This is a genomic window from Nocardioides luteus, from assembly GCF_014648595.1.
In the GTDB taxonomy this organism is placed as follows: domain Bacteria; phylum Actinomycetota; class Actinomycetes; order Propionibacteriales; family Nocardioidaceae; genus Nocardioides; species Nocardioides luteus.
Window position 1 is genome coordinate 110855 of the sequence record NZ_BMRK01000005.1, and the last position, 17354, is coordinate 128208.

Genomic DNA, 17354 nt, shown 5'->3' on the forward strand with positions numbered 1-17354 from the left:
GTGCAACCAGATCGCACGGTAAACAGCGGAAATGTGCGCTTTTCTTGAACAGTGCGGCGGCGTCACGCTGGTCATGTGTCCCCCAGCGTCGACCCCCTCCTGGCGAGCTTCCGGCTCCGGAGCCTCACCCTGCGCAACCGCGTGGTGAGCACCTCCCACGAGCCCGCCTACACCGAGGACGGGATGCCGAAGGACCGCTACCGCCTCTACCACCTGGAGAAGGCGCGCGGCGGGGTCGGGCTCACCATGATCGGCGGCTCGGCGGTGGTCTCGCCGGACAGCCCGCCGGCCTTCGGCAACATGCTGCTCTACCGCGACGAGGTGGTGCCGTGGCTGCACCGGCTGGCCGACGACGTCCACGAGGCGGGCGCCGCGGTGATGTGCCAGATCACGCATCTGGGGCGGCGTACGAGCAACTTCACCGGTGACTGGCTGCCGCTGGTCTACCCCTCGCGTCTGCGCGAGCCGCAGCACCGGTCCTTCCCGAAGGTCGCCGAGGCGTGGGACGTGGACCGGATCGTGCGCCACTACGCCGAGGCCGCCGAGCGGTGCCGGGCGGCCGGGCTCGACGGGATCGAGATCGAGTCCTACAGCCACCTCTTCGACGCCTGGGTCTCCCCGGCGACCAACCACCGCTCGGACGCCTTCGGCGGAGATGCCGAGGCCCGGCTGACCTTCCCGCTGCGCGTCCTCGCCGCGATCCGGGAGGCCGTCGGCCCCGACTTCCTGGTCGGCGTGCGGATGGCGATGGACGAGGGCCTGCCCGACGGCCTCGGGCTGGACGACACCGAGCAGGTGATGCGCCGCTACGTCGGCGCGGGCGTCGACTTCCTCTCGGTCATCAAGGGTGGCCTCGACTCCGACGCCCGCCTGGCGGCCGCGATCCCGTCGATGGGCACCCCGTCGGCGCCGTTCCTCGACTTCGTCGGAGAGGTACGCCGCCGGGTGGACGTCCCGGTCATGCACGCCGCTCGGATCAACGACGTCGCCACCGCTCGCCACGCGATCCGGGAGGGGCTGCTCGACCTGGTCGGGATGACCCGGCCCCAGCTCGCCGACCCCCACCTGGTCGCGAAGGTCGCGCGCGGGGAAGAGGACCGGATCCGGCCGTGCGTGGGCGCGAGCCACTGCCTGGACGCGATCTACGAGTCCGGCGACGCCAAGTGCATCCACAACCCGGCGACGGGCCGGGAGCAGTCGCTGCCGCACCTCACACCGAGGGCCGCGCGGCGTCGACGCGCGGTGGTCGTCGGCGCCGGCCCGGCGGGCCTGGAGGCCGCCCGGGTCCTGGGCGAGCGCGGTCACGAGGTGACCGTGCTCGAGGCCGCCGCCCGGCCCGGCGGACAGCTGCTGCTGGCCTCCTCGACCAGGCACCGCCGCGACCTGATCGGCATCGTCGACTGGCGCATCGCCGAGGCCAAGCATGCCGGTGTCGACTTCCGACTCGGGACCTACGCCGACGCCGACCTCGTGCGCGGGCTCGCCCCGGACGTCGTGGTCGTGGCCACCGGCGGGGTGCCCGACCGCTCCTGCGTGCCGGTCGGCGCCGAGCTGGTCAACGACACCTGGGACGTCCTCGACGGCACCCTGTCCGCCGGGGCCGGGTCCGTTCTCGTCTACGACGACAACGGCGCCGAGCCGGCGCTCGACGCCGCCGAGCAGCTGGCGACGCTCGGTGCGCGGGTCGAGCTGGCCACCCCGGAGCGTACGGTCGGGATCTCGGTGGGCTCGATGAACAGCCCCGCCTATCTCGGGGTCTTCGCCGCCCACGACGTCACCCTGACCGTGGCGCGGAGGCTGGCTTCGGTGCGGCGGGCTCCCGCCGGCTCCGAGCACCGGCTGATCGCCACCCTGACCAGCGAATATGCGGAAGGTGCCGAGATCGAGCGACACGTCGACCACGTCATCGTCGAGCACGGCACCATCCCCAACGACGAGCTCTACCACGACCTCGTCCCCGGCTCGATCAACCTCGGTGAGGTCGACCAGGCGGCGCTGCTCTCCGGCGCGCCGCAGACGGTGTCCCGCAACCCTGCGGGCAGCTACCAGCTGTTCCGGATCGGCGACGCGGTCGCCAGCCGGAACGTCCATGCCGCGGTCTACGACGCCTTGCGGCTGTGCCTCACGATCTGACCCGATCGTCTCGACCGAATCACTGGGAGCGATGAGAATGACCGAACTCCTCGGCGATCCAGCCACCGTCCGACGTACCTCGATCCTCGACCACCTCGACCGCAGGACGCCCGGCCACTCGCTGCCCGGCGTCCTCTACACCGACCCGGAGGTCTTCGCGAGCGAGATCGAGCTGCTCTGGCGGCGCCGCTGGCTCTTCGTCGGCACGGTCGCGGAGGTGCCCGAGCCGGGCGACTACCTCACCTTCGACGTCGCCGGCTCCTCGGTGCTGGTGATCCGCGACGACGACGAGCAGGTGCGGGCCTTCCACAACGTCTGCCGTCACCGCGGCTCCCGGCTGGTCACAGCCGGCCAGGGCAGTGTCGGCAACCTGGTCTGCGGCTATCACAGCTGGACGTACGCCACCGACGGCTCGCTCCGCTACGCCCCGCAGCTCTCGCCGAGCATCGACACCACCTGCCTCGGGCTGCGGCCGGTGGCACTCCGCGAGGTCGGCGGCCTGCTCTACTGCTCGCTCGCGGACTCGCCCGACGACGATCTCGACGCGGTGGCCGCGCAGGTGCGTGACTACCTGACGCCGCATCGTCTCGACCGGGCCAAGGTCGCCGCGCAGGTCGACCTGGTCGAGGAGGGCAACTGGAAGCTGGTGATGGAGAACAACCGGGAGTGCTACCACTGCGAGGGCGGGCATCCCGAACTGACCTGCACCTTCTTCCCGACCTGGGGGCTGCGCGAGGACCAGGTCCCCGAGCGGCTGCGCGGTGACCACGACCGCTACCTCCTCGCCGAGGCGGATCTGGCGCGGCGCTGCGACGAGCTCGGAATCCCGCACCGGCTCCTGGAGGACCTGGTCGGCCGGCCGCTCGGCTTCCGGATCCAGCGCGAGCCGCTCGACGGAGCGGGGGAGTCCTTCAGCCCGGACGGGTCGCGGCTGGTCGGGCGGCTGCTGGGCGACCTCGCCGACCCGCGGCTCGGCCGGTGCACCTTCCACACCCAGCCCAACGCCTGGATCCACCTGCTCGCCGACCACGTGGTGACCTTCTCGGTCACCCCGATCTCACCCGACCGCACCCTGGTCCGCTCCACCTGGCTGGTCTCGGCCGACGCCGTGGAGGGCGTCGACTACGACGTCGAGTCGCTGACCGCGGTGTGGCGGGCGACCAACGCCCAGGACGCGGTCTTCGTGCGCAACACCCAGCTCGGCGTCGCCGACCCCGCCTACGTCCCGGGGCCCTACAACGAGGCGGAGCGGCAGGTCGACGACTTCGTGCGCTGGTACGAGGCCCAGATCCGCTCCGAGGCCCGGATCCCGTCGCCGAGAGGTGGGTCCGATGGCTGAGCCGTGGCCGGTCTCGGTGGCGCTGCCACCGCGTGCCCTCTACGCCGTCCTCTCGCCGCTCGGTGCGGGGATCCTGCCCGAGGAGAGGCCGTTCGAGGGCGAGCTGCGGTGTCGCCGGGTGCGGCGGGTGACCCACGACGTGGTCGAGGTGACCCTCGAGCCCGTCGACGGGGCTCCCTTCGCCTTCGCGCCGGGCCAGTATCTGACCCTCCGGGCCGCGATCGCGGGCGAGCAGGTCGAGCGCTGCTACACGATCTCCTCCCCGCCGACCCGACCGCATCTGCTCACCATCACGGTCAAGCGGGTCCCGGGCGGGCCGATGTCCTCCTTCCTGCACGAGTCGCTCGCCGTGGGCGACCGGCTCTGGGCCAGCGGGCCACAGGGCGGTTTCTCGGTGGCTGAGCACCCCGCCGCCTCCTACCTGCTGCTCTCCGGCGGCAGCGGGATCACCCCGACGCTCTCCACGCTGCGGACGCTCGCCGACCTCGCCGAGCCGTCCGACGTCGTGGTCGTCCACCATGCGCGGACGCCGGCCGACTTGATCGAGCGGGCTGAGCTGGAGGCGCTCGCGGCCGCCCACGGCGGGATGCGCATCGTCTGGGTCGTCGACGAGCCCGACGCCTCCTGGCGTGGGCCGAGCGGGCTGATGAGCCCGCAGCAGCTCGTCGACCTGGTGCCTGACCTGGGCGGACGCGAGGTCTTCTGCTGCGGCCCGGCGGGCTACATGGGGGAGGCGCGGGCCGCCTTCGACGCGCTCGGTGGGGATCCCGCGCGCTGGCACGAGGAGAGCTTCGTCCTCACCGAGACGCCTGCGGAGGGCGCTCCCGCGTCGGAACGGGCGGCCGGGGCTGCGTACACGGTCCGGCTGCAGCGCAGCGGCCGCGACCTGGCGTGCGGACCCGACGAGACCGTGCTGGAGGCGGCGCGGGCCGCCGGCGTACGTCTCCCGTCGTCGTGCGCGCAGGGGCTGTGCGGCACCTGCAAGTCGACGCTCGTCTCCGGCGAGGTCGACATGCACCACGCCGGCGGCATCCGGCCGCGCGAGATCGCGGCCGGGAAGTTCCTGCCATGCTGTTCGAGACCGCTCGGCGACCTCGTCGTCGACATCTGAGGAGGACCCTGTGCCCGAGAATCTCTCAGCCGCCGACCTGACCGCCGACGCCGTCGTCGTCGGCTCCGGGGTGATCGGGTCGGCGGTCGCGTACGAGCTCGCCCGCGGCGGTCGCGACGTCATCGTCCTCGACAAGGGAGCCGGTGCCGGCTACGGCTCGACCAGCGCCTCCAGCGCGGTGATCCGCTTCCTCTACTCCACCTACGACACGACCGCGACGGCGTGGGAGGCGAAGTTCATGTGGGAGCGGTGGGCCGAGCATCTCGACCTCGATCCTGCCGAGGTGCCGCTGGCGCGGTTCCACCGCACCGGCGCCCTCCACCTCGACGTGCCGATCGTGCCAACCGAGGCGAGCCGGGAGCGGCTGGCCGCCGTCGGGGTGCCGTTCACCTATCTCGGCCCCGAGGAGATCTCGGCTCGGTTCCCGCACATCGACGTCGGCGCCTACTGGCCCAACAAGCCGATCACCGACGACGCGTTCTGGGCCGACGCCACCGCGACGCTGGGGGCGATCTACACCCCCGACGCCGGCTACATGGACGACCCGCGGCTCGCCGCCGACAACCTCGCCGAGGCCGCCCGTCGCCGCGGCGCCCGCACCGTCTACCGCGCCGAGGTGGTCGCCGCCGAGCGGGTCGGCGACGTCTGGCGTCTCGGTCTGGCCGACGGCCGCCGTGTGGAGGCTCCGGTGGTGGTCAACGCCGCCGGGCCGTGGTCGGCCGGCTTCAACCGGCTCGCCGGGGTCGGGGAGGAGTTCACGATCGGGGTGCGGCCGCTGCGCCAGGAGGTCCACCAGGTCACCCAGCCGGCGGGCTACGGCACCGACGAGGAGCCCGGCGCCGCCGTCTTCGACATCGACCTCGGGACGTACATGCGCCCCGGCCCTGCCGGCGCCTGGGTGGTCGGCGGCACCGAGCCCGAGTGCGACCCGTTCGAGTGGCTGGAGACGCCCGACGAGGTGAACGCCCACGTCACCCGCGAGCGCTACGACGCCCAGGTCACCCGCGCGGCCCGGCGGCTGCCCGAGCTCCGGGTGCCGAACCAGCCCTCCGGCGTCGTCGGCGTCTACGACGTGGCCGACGACTGGACCCCGATCTACGACCGCACCGACGCCGACGGCTTCTACGTCGCCATGGGCACCAGCGGCAACCAGTTCAAGAACGCCCCGATCGCCGGCCGTTTCCTCGCCGCCATCGTCTCCGCCGTCGAGGAGGGCCACGACCACGACACCGACCCGGTCGTCTACACCGGCGACCACACCGGCCTGAAGATCGACCTCTCCGCCTTCTCCCGCAAGCGCCCGGTCAACCAGGCGACCACCCGAACAGTCCTAGGCTGACCCCCCTCCCGCCGACCCGTCGAAAATCGACGCCGAATGGTCGAAAATCGACGTCGAGACGTCAGTTCTCGGGATCTCGCCGTCAGGAATCGACGCCTCGGCGTCGATTCCTGACCTTTGGGCGCCGATTTTCGCCGTCTCGGCGGGGGTCAGGGGCGAGCGGCTCGGATCTGCTCGACCAGGATGTCGCCGTGGCCGGCGTGGCGGGCCAGCTCCTGGATCATGTGGGCGTAGACGAACCGTAACGAGACCGAGTCGCCGTGCCAGTCGTACTCCTCGTCGAGATCGCGGCCGGCGGTGACCTTGCGGGAGTGGGCGCAGGCCTCGAGGTAGGTCGACCGGACGGAGTCGACGGTGTCCTCCGGTGCCAGTTCGAAGCTCTCGTCGACGGTGTCGGGGATGCCGAGCTCGCGGCGGGGGATGCCGGCGATGCGGGAGTGGAACCACACCCGCTCGACGAAGGTGGCGTGCTTGACCAGGCCCAGCGGGGTGGTCAGGGACGGCACCAGCCGGCGCCGCGCCTCCTCGTCGTCGAGCCCCTCGAGGAGGCCTGCGATCTCCTCTCGCTGGAGGTCGACCATTCCTTCGAGGAGCGCACGCTCGTCCGCCTGTCCGATCTTCATGCGCGAAGGCTAGCGGTCAGCAGCGATCCAGGAGGTACGTCTCGGTCTGCTGCTCGTCCCAGCCGCGGGACTCGTGGAGCCCGCGAGCGAGCATGGCGGCGTACGCAGCCGAGGGTCGGTTGTGCTCGACGGCGTCGAACCCGTGCGGCGCGGTGAAGGTGAGCATCGGCAGGCCGTCGCGGCGGCCGACCTCGACGAGGGTCTCGTAGTGACCCGGACCCGCCTCGTGACGGCCCTTCTCGAGTCCTTCCATCACGATCTTCTCGATCGGGTCGCCCGGCGCGGGCAGCCGGTCCATCTCCTGGGCGGCGACGTCGGCGAACTGCTCGGCGGTCATCCGGTAGGCCCGGGCGGCGGTCCAGGAGCCGATCGCGTCGTGGTCGTAGAAGGCGACCCCGCCGGTCCAGGTGGTCGACTCACCGGCGAAGTAGAGCCGGCCGGGGAGATCGACGGCGACGTCCTCGACCGGCATCACCGGTGTGCGGGCGCCGACGTAGGACCGCAGCGCACCCTCGGGCTGTCCACCGAGGAGGTAGGCGCCGAGACGGTCGCGGCACATGTTGGATCCATAGCTGACGTACCAGACATCGGGGCTCATCGCCCGGGAGTGTCGCACACTCAGAGGACGGCGAGCACGCCCTCGGCGTACTTGTCGAGCTTCGCCTCGCCGATCCCGCTGATGGTGCCGAGCTCCTCGCGGCTGCCCGGAAGCCGGGTCGCGATCTCGCGGAGCGTGGCGTCGTGGAAGACGACGTACGCCGGCACGCCCTGCTCCTTGGCGACCTCGCCGCGCCACGCGCGCAGGCGCTCGAAGACCTCGGCGGCCTCCGGGGTGAGATCGGCTGCGGCCACCTTCGGCTTGCGGTCGCCCGAGCTGCGCCGGGCCTGTCGCGGCGGCTCCTTGCGGAGCATCAGCTGCTGCTCCGAGCGCAGCACCGGGCCGGCGAGATCGGTCACCGAGAAGACGCCGTAGCGGGTGTCGACGGCGAGCATCTCCCGGGCCAGCAGCTGCCGGATCACGGAGTGCCAGTCGCTCTCGGCCACGTCGGTGCCGATGCCGAAGACGGAGAGCTCGTCGTGACGGAACTGGCGGACCTTCTCGGTCTCCTTGCCGCGCAGGATGTCGACGATCTGCCCGGCGCCGAAGCGCTGGCCGTTGCGCTCGCGGTCGAGCCGGATGACGGTGGAGAGCACCTTCTGGGCCGGGATGGTGCCGTCCCAGGACTCCGGCGGCGTCAGGCAGGTGTCGCAGTTGCCGCACGGCTCCGCGACCTGCCCGAAGTAGCGCAGCAGCTGCACCCGCCGGCAGTCGACGGTCTCGCACAGCGCCAGCATCGCGTTGAGGTGCTGGTTGAGCCGGTGCTTGTGGGCACGGTCGCCCTCGGAGGTCTCGATCATCTGCCGCTGCTGGACGACGTCGGCGAGGCCGTAGGCCAGCCACGCGGTCGAGGGCAACCCGTCACGGCCGGCGCGACCGGTCTCCTGGTAGTAGCCCTCCACCGACTTGGGCAGGTCGAGATGGGCCACGAAGCGTACGTCCGGCTTGTCGATGCCCATCCCGAAGGCGATGGTGGCGACCATGACGATGCCGTCCTCGCGCAGGAAGCGGGACTGGTTCTCCGCGCGGGTGCGGGCGTCGAGACCGGCGTGATAGGGCAGCGCCGAGATCCCCTGGCCGACCAGGGAGGCCGCGGTGCGCTCGACCGAGGCACGGGAGAGGCAGTAGACGATGCCGGCGTCCCCGGGGTGCTCGGTGCGGATCAGGTCGAGGAGCTGCTTGCCCGGCTTGTCCTTCGGGGCGATCCGGTACTGGATGTTGGGCCGGTCGAAGGAGGCCACGAAGTGGCGGGCGTCCTCCAGGTCGAGCCGGGAGGCGATCTCGAGGCGGGTCTCCGCGGTGGCGGTCGCGGTCAGCGCGATCCGCGGCACGTCCGGCCAGCGCTCGTGCAGGTGGGAGAGCTGCAGATAGTCGGGGCGAAAGTCGTGGCCCCACTGGGAGACACAGTGGGCCTCGTCGATCGCGAAGAGCGAGATCTTGGCCTGGTCGAGGAGCCGGCCGGTCTCCGGCACCCGCAGGCGCTCGGGGGCGAGGTAGAGCAGGTCGAGCTCGCCGGCGAGCAGCGCCTGCTCGACCTGCTGCCGCTCATGGGGCATCTGGGTGGAGTTGAGGAAGCCGGCACGCACCCCGAGCGCGGAGAGCGCGTCGACCTGGTCCTGCATCAGCGCGATCAGCGGCGAGACGACCACGCCGGTGCCGGGCCTGACCAGCGACGGGATCTGGTAGCACAGCGACTTCCCGCCGCCGGTCGGCATCAGCACGAGGGCGTCGCCGCCGGTGGCGACATGGGCCACGATCTCGGCCTGGTCCCCACGGAACTCGTCGTAGCCGAAGACGCGGCGCAGGACATCCAGCTCCGGGGTCAGCTCACTCACGCGAGCGAGCCTATCGGCCACCACCGACGGTTCGGCGCCCCACGCTCAGACGCTGACGGTCTTCCGCTCGACGGGCTCCTCGGTGACGGCGGCGTCGGGGTGGGCGCGCTCGAGCGCGGCACCTTCGACGTCGACGTTCGGGAGGATGCGGTCGAGCCACTTAGGCAGCCACCACGCGGAGCTGCCGAGCAGGTGCATCAGCGCCGGCATCAGCAGCATCCGGACGATGAATGCGTCCAGCAGCACGCCGAGCGCGAGGCCGAAGCCCATCGAGCGGATCATCACCGACTCCGCGAACACGAAGCCGCCGAAGACCGAGACCATGATCAGGCCGGCCGCGATCACGACGGAGCGTCCGGCACGGAACCCGCGGGCGACGGCGACGCGGGCCGGGTCGCCGTGGACGTACGCCTCCCGCATGCCGGAGGCCAGGAACAGCTGGTAGTCCATCGCCAGGCCGAAGAGGATCCCGACCAGCAGGATCGGCAGGAAGCTCAGGATCGGACCGGTGCTGTCGATGTTGAGCAGGTCGGCGCCGACGCCCTTCTGGAAGACCGCGACCACGACGCCGTACGTCGCGAGCAGCGAGAGCACGAAGCCACCGGTCGCGATGAGCGGCACCAGGAGCGAGCGGAAGACCAGGATCAGGATCAGCAGCGAGAGACCGACGACGACGCCGAGGTAGGGAAGGAGTACGTCGTTGAGCCCCTGCGAGACGTCGATCGCGACCGCGGTGGCGCCGGCGACGCCGAGGGTGATGTCGCCGTTGACCGCGGGCATGTCCCGGATCGCGTTGACCAGCTCGTTGGTGGAGACGCTGTTGGGGCCGTGCTCGGGGATGACCTGGAAGGCGGCGGTGCGGCCGTCCTTCGAGACCGCGGCTGGCGCCACGGCACGTACGTCATCGAGGTCTGCCAGCGCCTTGGCGACCGTCAGCTGGTTCTGCTGGACGGCGGCCTCGCTGAGGCCCTCCGGCAGATCCGCCGCGACCAGGAGCGGGCCGTTGGCGCCGGCGCCGAAGCTGTCCTCGGTGATCGTGTAGGCCGTGCGGGCCAGCGAGCCCTCGGGCTCGGAGCCGCCGTCGGGCAGGCCGAGGCGCATGTCGAGGGCCGGGACGGCGAGGGCGAGCAGGGCCACCACGGCGGCGACGACGGTGATCACGGCTCGCCCGGTCGAAATCGGCTTGGCGTGAGCCTCGGCCTCGTCCTGCTGGGCGACCTTCTTGCGGGCGCGCTTGGAGACGATCCGGCCGCCGACCAGGCCGAGGACGGCCGGGGCGAGAGTGATCGCGACCAGCACGGCGATCGCGACGCAGGCGGCGCCGACCGAGCCCATCAGACCGAGGAAGGGGATCCCGGTCATGTTGAGCGCGACCAGCGCCACGATCACGGTGGAACCGGCGAAGACGACGGCCGTTCCGGCGGTGCCGTTGGCGAGCGCGATCGACTCGGTGACGTCGGAGCCGTGCAGCAGCTGCTTGCGGTGCCGGTTGAGGATGAAGAGCGAGTAGTCGATGCCGACCGCGAGGCCGAGCATCAGCCCCAGGATCGGGGTCATCGAGGCCATCTGCAGGACGCCGGAGAGGGAGAGCGCGCCGAGCGCCCCGATGCCGACGCCGGTCAGCGCGGTGACCAGCGGGACGGCCGCGCCGATGATGGTGCCGAGCATGACCAGCAGGACGACCGCGGCGACGCCGACGCCGACGATCTCACCGGGGCCGACCGGGTTGGGGGTCTCCTGGGAGATGTCGGCGGAGACGCCGACCTCCACGCCGTCGATCGGGATGTCGGTGAAGTGGTCGACGGTGGCCTTCTTGGTCTCCTCCGACATCTCCAGGCGACCGACGGAGTACGCGACGTTGACCAGGGCGGCGGAGCCGTCCGCGGAGACCATCCGGATCTCCTCGGAGAGCTCGAGGAGCTCGGCGCCGTTCTCCGCCTTGGTGGTGTTGGCCTTCAGGTCGGCGGCGCTGTCGTCGAGCTTCGCCTGCTGCTTGTCGAGCGCGGCCTGCTGGGCGTCGAGCTCGGTGGAAGGCAGACCGGCGGCCTTCAGCTGCTTGCGGGCGGCGTCGAGGTCGGTCTGGGCCTTGTCGAGCTTGCCCTGGGCGCGGTCGAGCTGGGTGCGGCCGGCCTCGAGCTGGGCCAGGCCGGCGGTGACCTTCTCGGCCTGCGCCGTGCGCTGCGCCTCGGTCTGGAAGGGGTCGGTGACCGTCGCGACGTCGGGGAGGTCCTCGGCGCTGGAGATCAGCGCTTTGATCTCCTTCTTCTGGGCAGCGCTGAGCGGGGTGCCGTCCTCGGTCTGGAAGGCGATCGTGCCGGAGCCGCCGGCCAGGTCGGGCAGGCCCTTCTGCAGGTCGTCGACGACCTCGGACGAGGGCAGCCCCGGGATGTCGAAGCTGGTGGTGAGCTCACCGGACCAGGCGACGTACGCCCCGGCAGCGCCGGACAGAGCCAGCACCCAGGCAAGGATCACAAGCCAGGCGCGGCGTGCGGCCGTCTTGCCCAGTCGATACAACAGCTCCGCCATGGCGGCATCCCTCCGGTAATTCGCAACGGTCCGTCCAGTTAAACACCTCGATGTCTGTGGACAAGGGTTCCCGAAGGAGTGATGTGTCACACGTGAGCCTTCGCCTCGGGATGCTTCGGGCTCCTAAGATGCCCCTCATGCCAGCGTCAGCAGGAGTGCGCCGTCGAGGTGCCGTACGCAGCGAGGAGGCGCGGACCGCGGTCCTCGCCGCGACCGGGCGGCTCTTCGCCACCGAGGGCTACGACCACCTCACCATCGAGGGGATCGCGGCCGAGGCGGGCGTCTCCAAGCAGACGATCTACCGCTGGTGGCCCTCGAAGAGCGCGGTGGTGGCCGACGCCTTGATCGAGGACCGGCTGCTGCCGGACCACCCGGTCGTACCCGACACCGGCGACATCCGCGCCGACCTGATCGCGTGGGTGCAGAGCGTCATCGAGCTGGTCGCCCAGCCCGGCTACGAGGGGCTGGTCCGCTCGCTCATCGCGGCTGCCTGCGAGAACCCCGACATCGGGGCCCGCCTCAACGACGCGCTCGGCATCACCGCCACCGTCGCGACTCGCATCGAGGCGGCTGTCGCGGCCGGCCAGCTGCCTGCGGACCTCCCTGTCGAGGAGTTCGTACGCGCTCTGGTCGGTGGGTTCGTCCTGCACGCGCTCGAGCGCACCGAGCCCGCGCCCGACGTGGCCGAGCGGATGGTGCGGGCGCTGCTCCACTGACCGGTCTTCGAGGCAGGGCTACGGTGGGGGCATGCCGAAGGTGCCGCCGCCCGTCTACGTCGCCGTGGGCCTCGCCGCCCAACATCTCCTCGCGCCGCGCGGTCGGCCGAACGTGACGCGGTCCGTGGCCGCCGGCCTCGTCGCGGCCGGCTCGGTCTACGTCGCCGGCGGTGCCGTCCGGGCCTTCCGTCATCAGGACACCACCGTCGACCCGCTCCGCCCCGAGCGCGCGAGTGCGGTCGTCACCGAGGGCCCCTTCCGCCACACCCGCAACCCGATGTACGTCGCCATGGCCGGCCTCCTCACCGCCCATGCGGTGCTGCGCGGGGGCTGGCTGTCGTTCGTGCCGGTGGCAGCCTTCGTCGCCGGCATCGACCGCACCCAGATCCCGGCCGAGGAGCAGGCACTGTCGTCCGGTTTCGGGGAGGCGTACGACGCCTATCGCGCCACCACGCCCCGCTGGCTCCGGCTCCCCTGGGGCGGGCGACGTGGCTGAGCTCCTCCAGACGGTCCTCGACACCACCGACGTACGCCGCCTCGCCGAGTTCTACCGCCAGCTCCTCGGCCTCACCTACCGCCTGGGCGACGAGGAGCCTTCGGAGGACGAGGACTGGCTGGTCCTCACCTGGCCCGACGGCCGTCGCGCGCTGGCGTTCAACCGCGTCGACGAGTCCGAGATGGCACCATCCCACTGGCCCGCCCCCGGCGCGGTCAAGCACATGCACCTGGACCTCACCGTGAGCTCGGTCGAAGAGCTCGACGCCGACCACGCCCGAGCCCTCGCCCTGGGCGCCGAGCTCCGCCTAGACCGCACCGACGACCCCGACGAGCCCCTCCGGGCGTACGCCGACCCCGCAGGTCACATCTTCTGCATCCTCGTCGCCTGACGGCCTGGTGGTCCCGGTGGTCCCGGTGGTCGAGCCTGTCGAGACCTCCCTGCCGGAAACGTGTCGCCGGGGCTGGTCTGGGCCGCTGCCCCGTTCGTGAGGGTCTTCTCGACCTGCCCCGGAGTCAAGGACGGCCTTCGGCCGCCGGCTTCGCCGGCCGCTTCGCGGTCCTGGACACCGGGACACGTCGAGAAAGGATTTGGCTGGTTATCGGGGCGGCGGCCCGGGTGTGGTCGCGGAGGATTCGGTCGCCGGAGCTAGTCACCGGTGGTCGAGCTTGTCGAGACCACCCCACTCGGAACACAAACCCCCGGCGGTGTTCTCCGGTGGTCGAGCCTGTCGAGACCTCCCTGCCGGAAACGACCACCGAAAGCGGACTCTGGGCCGCCGACCCGTTCGTGAGGGTCTTCTCGACCTGCCCCGGAGTCAAGGACGGCCTGCGGCCGCCGGCTTCGCCGGCCGCTTCGCGGTCCTGGACACCGGGACAGGTCGAGAAAGGATTTGGCTGGCTGTCGGGGCGGCGGACCGGGTGTGGTCGCGGGGGGATTCGGTCGCCGGAGCTACTCCCCGGTGGTCGAGCTTGTCGAGACCTCCCTGCCGGAAACGTGTCCCGGAAGACGACTGTGGGCCGCCGACCCGCTCCTGAGGGTCTTCTCGACCCATCCCGGAGTCAAGGACGGCCTACGGCCGCCGGCTGCGCCGGCCGCTTCGCGGTCCTGGACACCGGGACAGGTCGAGAAAGGATTTGGCTGGCTATCGGGGCGGCGGCCCGAGTGTGGCGCGGAGAAAACGAGACCTCGGAGGTCGAGCTTGTCGAGACCACCAAACCCACAACAACTACCCCGTTCGTGGGAGGAGGTGGCTTATCGGGCCACTTACCATCCACAGATTCGATCCTGAGATTCGCTCAGAAAAGTGCATCTGATCAGGGATAATATGTGGCATCGGCGGCAAGGAAAGAGTAGAATCAGGCCCATCACGACACACCCTTGAAGGGAGGAACGATGAGCCTCGAGCACGACACGGTTGATGCTGACCTGAGCGCCATCGAGGCCTCTCTCGACGACCTCCTGACTCGGGATCCGGCTTATTGGCGGACCAGTCAGAAGAAAGACGCATTGCAGCGGCTGGAGAAGATCCAGGCCAAGCAGGCGGCCGTGAAGCTCCGGCTGCTCGCCACGGCTGGTGATATCGCTGAGGAGACCGGCGCGAAGGACGTCTCCGGGTGGATGCGGACCGAGCTCCTCGTCGACAAGGGCGTCGCCCGCTCCCAGGTGAACCTGGCTGCCAGCCTCGTCAAGTACGAACTGGTCGCAGAGGGTCTCGCCGAAGGTGTGCTGTCCCAGGACAAAGCCCGGGCAATCACCAAGGCCCTCGATCAGATCGAGACCGACCCGGCTGCCAGTGCCGAGGACCTGCTCTTGGCGGAGAAGTTGTTGGTCGAGCATGCGACCTGGTGGACCGCGAATGAGTTGAAGGGCGCCGGCAAACGGATCCTGCTGATGGTCGACCCCGACCGGTTCGAAGCCGCTGAAGCCAAGGCGCTGCAGCGGGAAGAAGAGCACGCCCAGCGGCGCACGTTCTTCCAGTCCCGCGACAACGGCGACGGCACCATCGATATCCAAGCCCGAGTCTCTCGTGCGGTCGGGCTGCGGCTGCGCACGATGCTGGACTCGCTGGCTCAGCCGCGGAAGTGGTCCGCGGAGGAGAAGGGCCGCAAAGCCCCCTACGACCGGCTGCTGGGTCAGGCCTTCGCGCGGGTCATCGACACCTACGACGTCGAGAACCTGCCCCGTCATGGTGGCCACGCAACCACAGTCTTCGTGACCATGAGCCTGGACGAGCTCCGCAAGGACCTGGCCACCGCTTCGCTCGGGTTCGACGGTGAGAAGATCACCGCCGCGGAAGCCAGAAGGATGGCGTGCAACGCCGATCTCGTCCCGGTCGTGTTGGGCACGGACTCGGAGGTCCTCGACCTCGGCCGCACCGCCCGCCTGGCGCACCCGATCCAACACCGCGCACTCCGGCTCCGAGACAAGTGCTGTCAAGCAGAAGACTGCGATGCCCCAGCCGCCTGGACCGAAGCACACCATCTGAAACCCTGGTCCGAAGGTGGCGAGACCAACCTGGCCGACATGGTGCTGTTGTGTCCGAGTGACCATCACCGGATCCACGACCCGAACTACGACCACGAACGGCTGCCCGACGGGCGGATCCGGTTCAGCCGACGCGCCTCCACGTCCTGACCGCACACTCGGTGGTCGAGCTTGTCGAGACCCTCTTCGCGCAACGCGAGGCCGTAACCTGTTGCGTTCCACCGGCCTGACCCCGCGGAGAGTGGTCTCGACAAGCTCGACCACCGTGAGACCCCGCGTCTTGAGCCGACGAGAGCGAACGGCGAGCGACCGTGTTGGTCTCGACATGCCTTTGGTTCAGCGACTCTGGCGGCTCGACTGAGATGCATCCCCACACCGGTGGTCGAGCCTGTCGAGACCCCTCTTCGGGCAACGCCAACTCCGGTCTGCTGCGTGCCACTGGCCTGGTCTTCCGTGGAAGGTGGTCTCGACAGGCTCGACCACCGGGGGAGACCTTGGGGGTTGAGTCGCTGCGTGTGCGAGCGGGGAGCGACTGTGTTGGTCTCGACACGCCTTCGCCTGGCGGCTCCGGCGGCTCGACCAGCGGTTGCGAGGGTTTCGCCCTCTTCGTCCGATGGCTCCTTCGAAGTCTCGGTTCGCCCGCGCCACACCCCTCGCCGCCGCCCCGATATTGGCGAGATCTTTTCTCGATCGGGTGTCGGGTCAAGGATGGCCGTAGGCCACCGCGCAAGCGGCGGGCGAAGCCCGTCCTTGACGCGGCGCGTGATCGAGAGACACTGAGAGATCGGGTCGGCGGCGAACCTTGGAGCCAAAGAAGAGTCGCTTGGCGATGTCCGCACGCGGGGTGGTCTCGACAGGCTCGACCTCCGGTGAGACAGGTTGCGACGGGCACGACCACCGGTGGGTGAGAATGGCGGAATGAGCGACTTCGAGTACGCGAACAACCAGGCCGAGCACCGCTACGAGGCCCGTGATGGGGAGACCGTGGCGGGGATGGCGGTCTATCGGCTGCCTGATGACGAGCACGTGGACTTCGTGCACACCGAGGTGCCGGAGGCCTACAGCGGGCAGGGATTGGCCGCGAGGCTGGTCGAGTTCGCGCTCGCCGATGTGAAGGCGAAGGGGAAGCGGATCGTGCCGCATTGCCCGTACGTGGCGAAGTGGCTGAAGAAGCACGGCGAGGAGTACGCCGAGATCACCGACTGGCCAGGCTGACCGAGACCGTCAGACATCCGCAGGCTTGCGCGGCTCCAGGCCGAGCTTGGCCAGCGGGGTGCGGGTCATGTGGGCCGAGGGCCAGGCCTGGCCGCGGGTCGAGGTGCCGCGGGAGTAGGGCTTGGCGCCTGACTGGTAGGTCACGAAGAACTCGTCGCCGACCTCGGCGAGGCCTTCGGCCAGGTTGGGCAGCGACTGGACGGCTCGGGACCGGATGGTGACCCGGTCCTGGACCACCAGCTGGCTGCGCCGAGCAGGCCCGCGGGAGACGCTGAAGACGTACTCCTCCTTGCGGACCACCACGCCCTGGGTGCCGACAGGGGTGCGTACGCCGATGGGGGTCTTGATCTGCCAGCTGTCGTCCTTGCGGATGTACTTGTAGAGCCGGTTGTTGGCGTCCGAGCCGACGTAGAGCTGGTCCTTGGTGGCGGCGAGGTAGGAGCCGGCGGCGAGCGCGACCAGCGGGGCGACCGTCGAGACGGTCGAGAAGCGCTCGGCGTGGACGAGCTCGGTCAGCGAGTAGCGGTAGAGGCGGGGCGGGTTGCCCTCGCGGCAGACGTAGACCTCGTCGCCGATGACCGCGACGCCACCGGCGTTGACCGGGCCGCTGACGCTGCCCTTCGGGCCGCCCAGATAGACGGCGTTGATCAGCTCGCCCGACGGCTTGTCGACCAGGGCGAGCGCGGAGCCGAGCTTGTCGCCGTAGTAGCCCTGCAGGAGCAGGTCGGCCTCGGGGGAGTAGGCCAGCCCCTGGGGGATCCAGCCGTGGTCCTCGTCGCCGGTGAGCACCTCGGCGGTCGCGATGTGCGGGATCATCGGGCCCAGGCTGCTGCCGCTGCGGCCCAGCCAGGCCTCGGTGCGGGCGATGCCGCGCTGGACCCACTTCTGCTGCCGTTTCAGAGTCAGCTCCGGATCGGTCACGGGCAAAAAATCTAT

General features: G+C 70.5%; 14 protein-coding genes. 9 read left to right on the plus strand and 5 right to left on the minus strand.

Features of this window, described 5'->3' with window-relative positions; translation table 11 throughout:
- Nucleotides 1-75: 75 nt before the first annotated feature.
- From IEY81_RS08445 to IEY81_RS08460, 4 genes are read left to right on the plus strand one after another with little or no spacing between them, the layout of a single operon-like run.
- On the plus strand, nucleotides 76-2133 hold the full coding sequence (locus IEY81_RS08445; protein ID WP_189118030.1) for an oxidoreductase: 2058 nt from the start codon (nucleotides 76-78) through the stop codon (nucleotides 2131-2133).
- Nucleotides 2134-2170: 37 nt separating this feature from the next.
- Nucleotides 2171-3472, plus strand: a complete 1302-nt coding sequence (locus tag IEY81_RS08450) for an aromatic ring-hydroxylating oxygenase subunit alpha (RefSeq protein WP_189118031.1) — start codon at nucleotides 2171-2173, stop codon at nucleotides 3470-3472.
- On the plus strand, nucleotides 3465-4583 hold the full coding sequence (locus IEY81_RS08455; RefSeq protein WP_189118032.1) for an FAD-binding oxidoreductase: 1119 nt from the start codon (nucleotides 3465-3467) through the stop codon (nucleotides 4581-4583). Before IEY81_RS08450 ends, IEY81_RS08455 begins: the two co-directional genes overlap by 8 nt.
- A 10-nt stretch (nucleotides 4584-4593) precedes the next feature.
- On the plus strand, nucleotides 4594-5922 hold the full coding sequence (locus tag IEY81_RS08460; protein ID WP_229787545.1) for an NAD(P)/FAD-dependent oxidoreductase: 1329 nt from the start codon (nucleotides 4594-4596) through the stop codon (nucleotides 5920-5922).
- 149 nt (nucleotides 5923-6071) lie between these two features.
- Here the strand turns inward: IEY81_RS08460 and IEY81_RS08465 are convergent, their stop codons facing one another.
- Genes IEY81_RS08465 through IEY81_RS08480 form a run of 4 tightly spaced genes read right to left on the minus strand, consistent with a single transcriptional unit; the run spans nucleotide 6072 to nucleotide 11504 of the window.
- Complete coding sequence (locus IEY81_RS08465) at nucleotides 6072-6545, minus strand: DinB family protein (protein ID WP_189118033.1); 474 nt, start codon at nucleotides 6543-6545, stop codon at nucleotides 6072-6074.
- Between the two features lie 16 nt (nucleotides 6546-6561).
- The gene (locus tag IEY81_RS08470) at nucleotides 6562-7143 is read right to left on the minus strand and encodes a histone deacetylase (protein WP_189118034.1); all 582 of its coding nucleotides are present in this window, start codon (nucleotides 7141-7143) and stop codon (nucleotides 6562-6564) included.
- 20 nt (nucleotides 7144-7163) lie between these two features.
- Complete coding sequence (gene recQ / locus IEY81_RS08475; RefSeq protein WP_229787546.1) at nucleotides 7164-8978, minus strand: DNA helicase RecQ; 1815 nt, start codon at nucleotides 8976-8978, stop codon at nucleotides 7164-7166.
- A gap of 45 nt (nucleotides 8979-9023) precedes the next feature.
- On the minus strand, nucleotides 9024-11504 hold the full coding sequence (locus IEY81_RS08480) for an MMPL family transporter (RefSeq protein WP_189118036.1): 2481 nt from the start codon (nucleotides 11502-11504) through the stop codon (nucleotides 9024-9026).
- A 137-nt stretch (nucleotides 11505-11641) separates the two neighbouring features.
- Between IEY81_RS08480 and IEY81_RS08485 the strand changes: the two genes are divergently transcribed.
- The 5 genes from IEY81_RS08485 (at nucleotide 11642) to IEY81_RS08500 (ending at nucleotide 16418) form a co-directional block, all read left to right on the plus strand.
- Nucleotides 11642-12220 (plus strand): TetR/AcrR family transcriptional regulator, encoded by a 579-nt coding sequence (locus tag IEY81_RS08485; RefSeq protein ID WP_189118037.1) that lies wholly within the window; start codon nucleotides 11642-11644, stop codon nucleotides 12218-12220.
- A gap of 31 nt (nucleotides 12221-12251) precedes the next feature.
- Nucleotides 12252-12716, plus strand: coding sequence for a methyltransferase family protein (locus IEY81_RS24160; RefSeq protein ID WP_229787548.1), 465 nt, complete (start codon nucleotides 12252-12254; stop codon nucleotides 12714-12716).
- On the plus strand, nucleotides 12709-13107 hold the full coding sequence (locus IEY81_RS08490) for a VOC family protein (protein WP_229787550.1): 399 nt from the start codon (nucleotides 12709-12711) through the stop codon (nucleotides 13105-13107). The genes IEY81_RS24160 and IEY81_RS08490 overlap by 8 nt, the downstream gene beginning before the upstream one ends.
- A gap of 1004 nt (nucleotides 13108-14111) precedes the next feature.
- Nucleotides 14112-15353, plus strand: coding sequence for an HNH endonuclease signature motif containing protein (locus IEY81_RS08495; protein ID WP_189118039.1), 1242 nt, complete (start codon nucleotides 14112-14114; stop codon nucleotides 15351-15353).
- A 768-nt stretch (nucleotides 15354-16121) separates the two neighbouring features.
- Entirely contained in the window at nucleotides 16122-16418 is a 297-nt protein-coding gene (locus IEY81_RS08500) for a GNAT family N-acetyltransferase (RefSeq protein ID WP_189118040.1), read from the plus strand.
- A gap of 9 nt (nucleotides 16419-16427) precedes the next feature.
- On the opposite strand, the gene IEY81_RS08505 is transcribed toward IEY81_RS08500, so the two are convergent.
- Nucleotides 16428-17339, minus strand: coding sequence for a hypothetical protein (locus IEY81_RS08505; RefSeq protein ID WP_189118041.1), 912 nt, complete (start codon nucleotides 17337-17339; stop codon nucleotides 16428-16430).
- Nucleotides 17340-17354 lie beyond the last annotated feature (15 nt).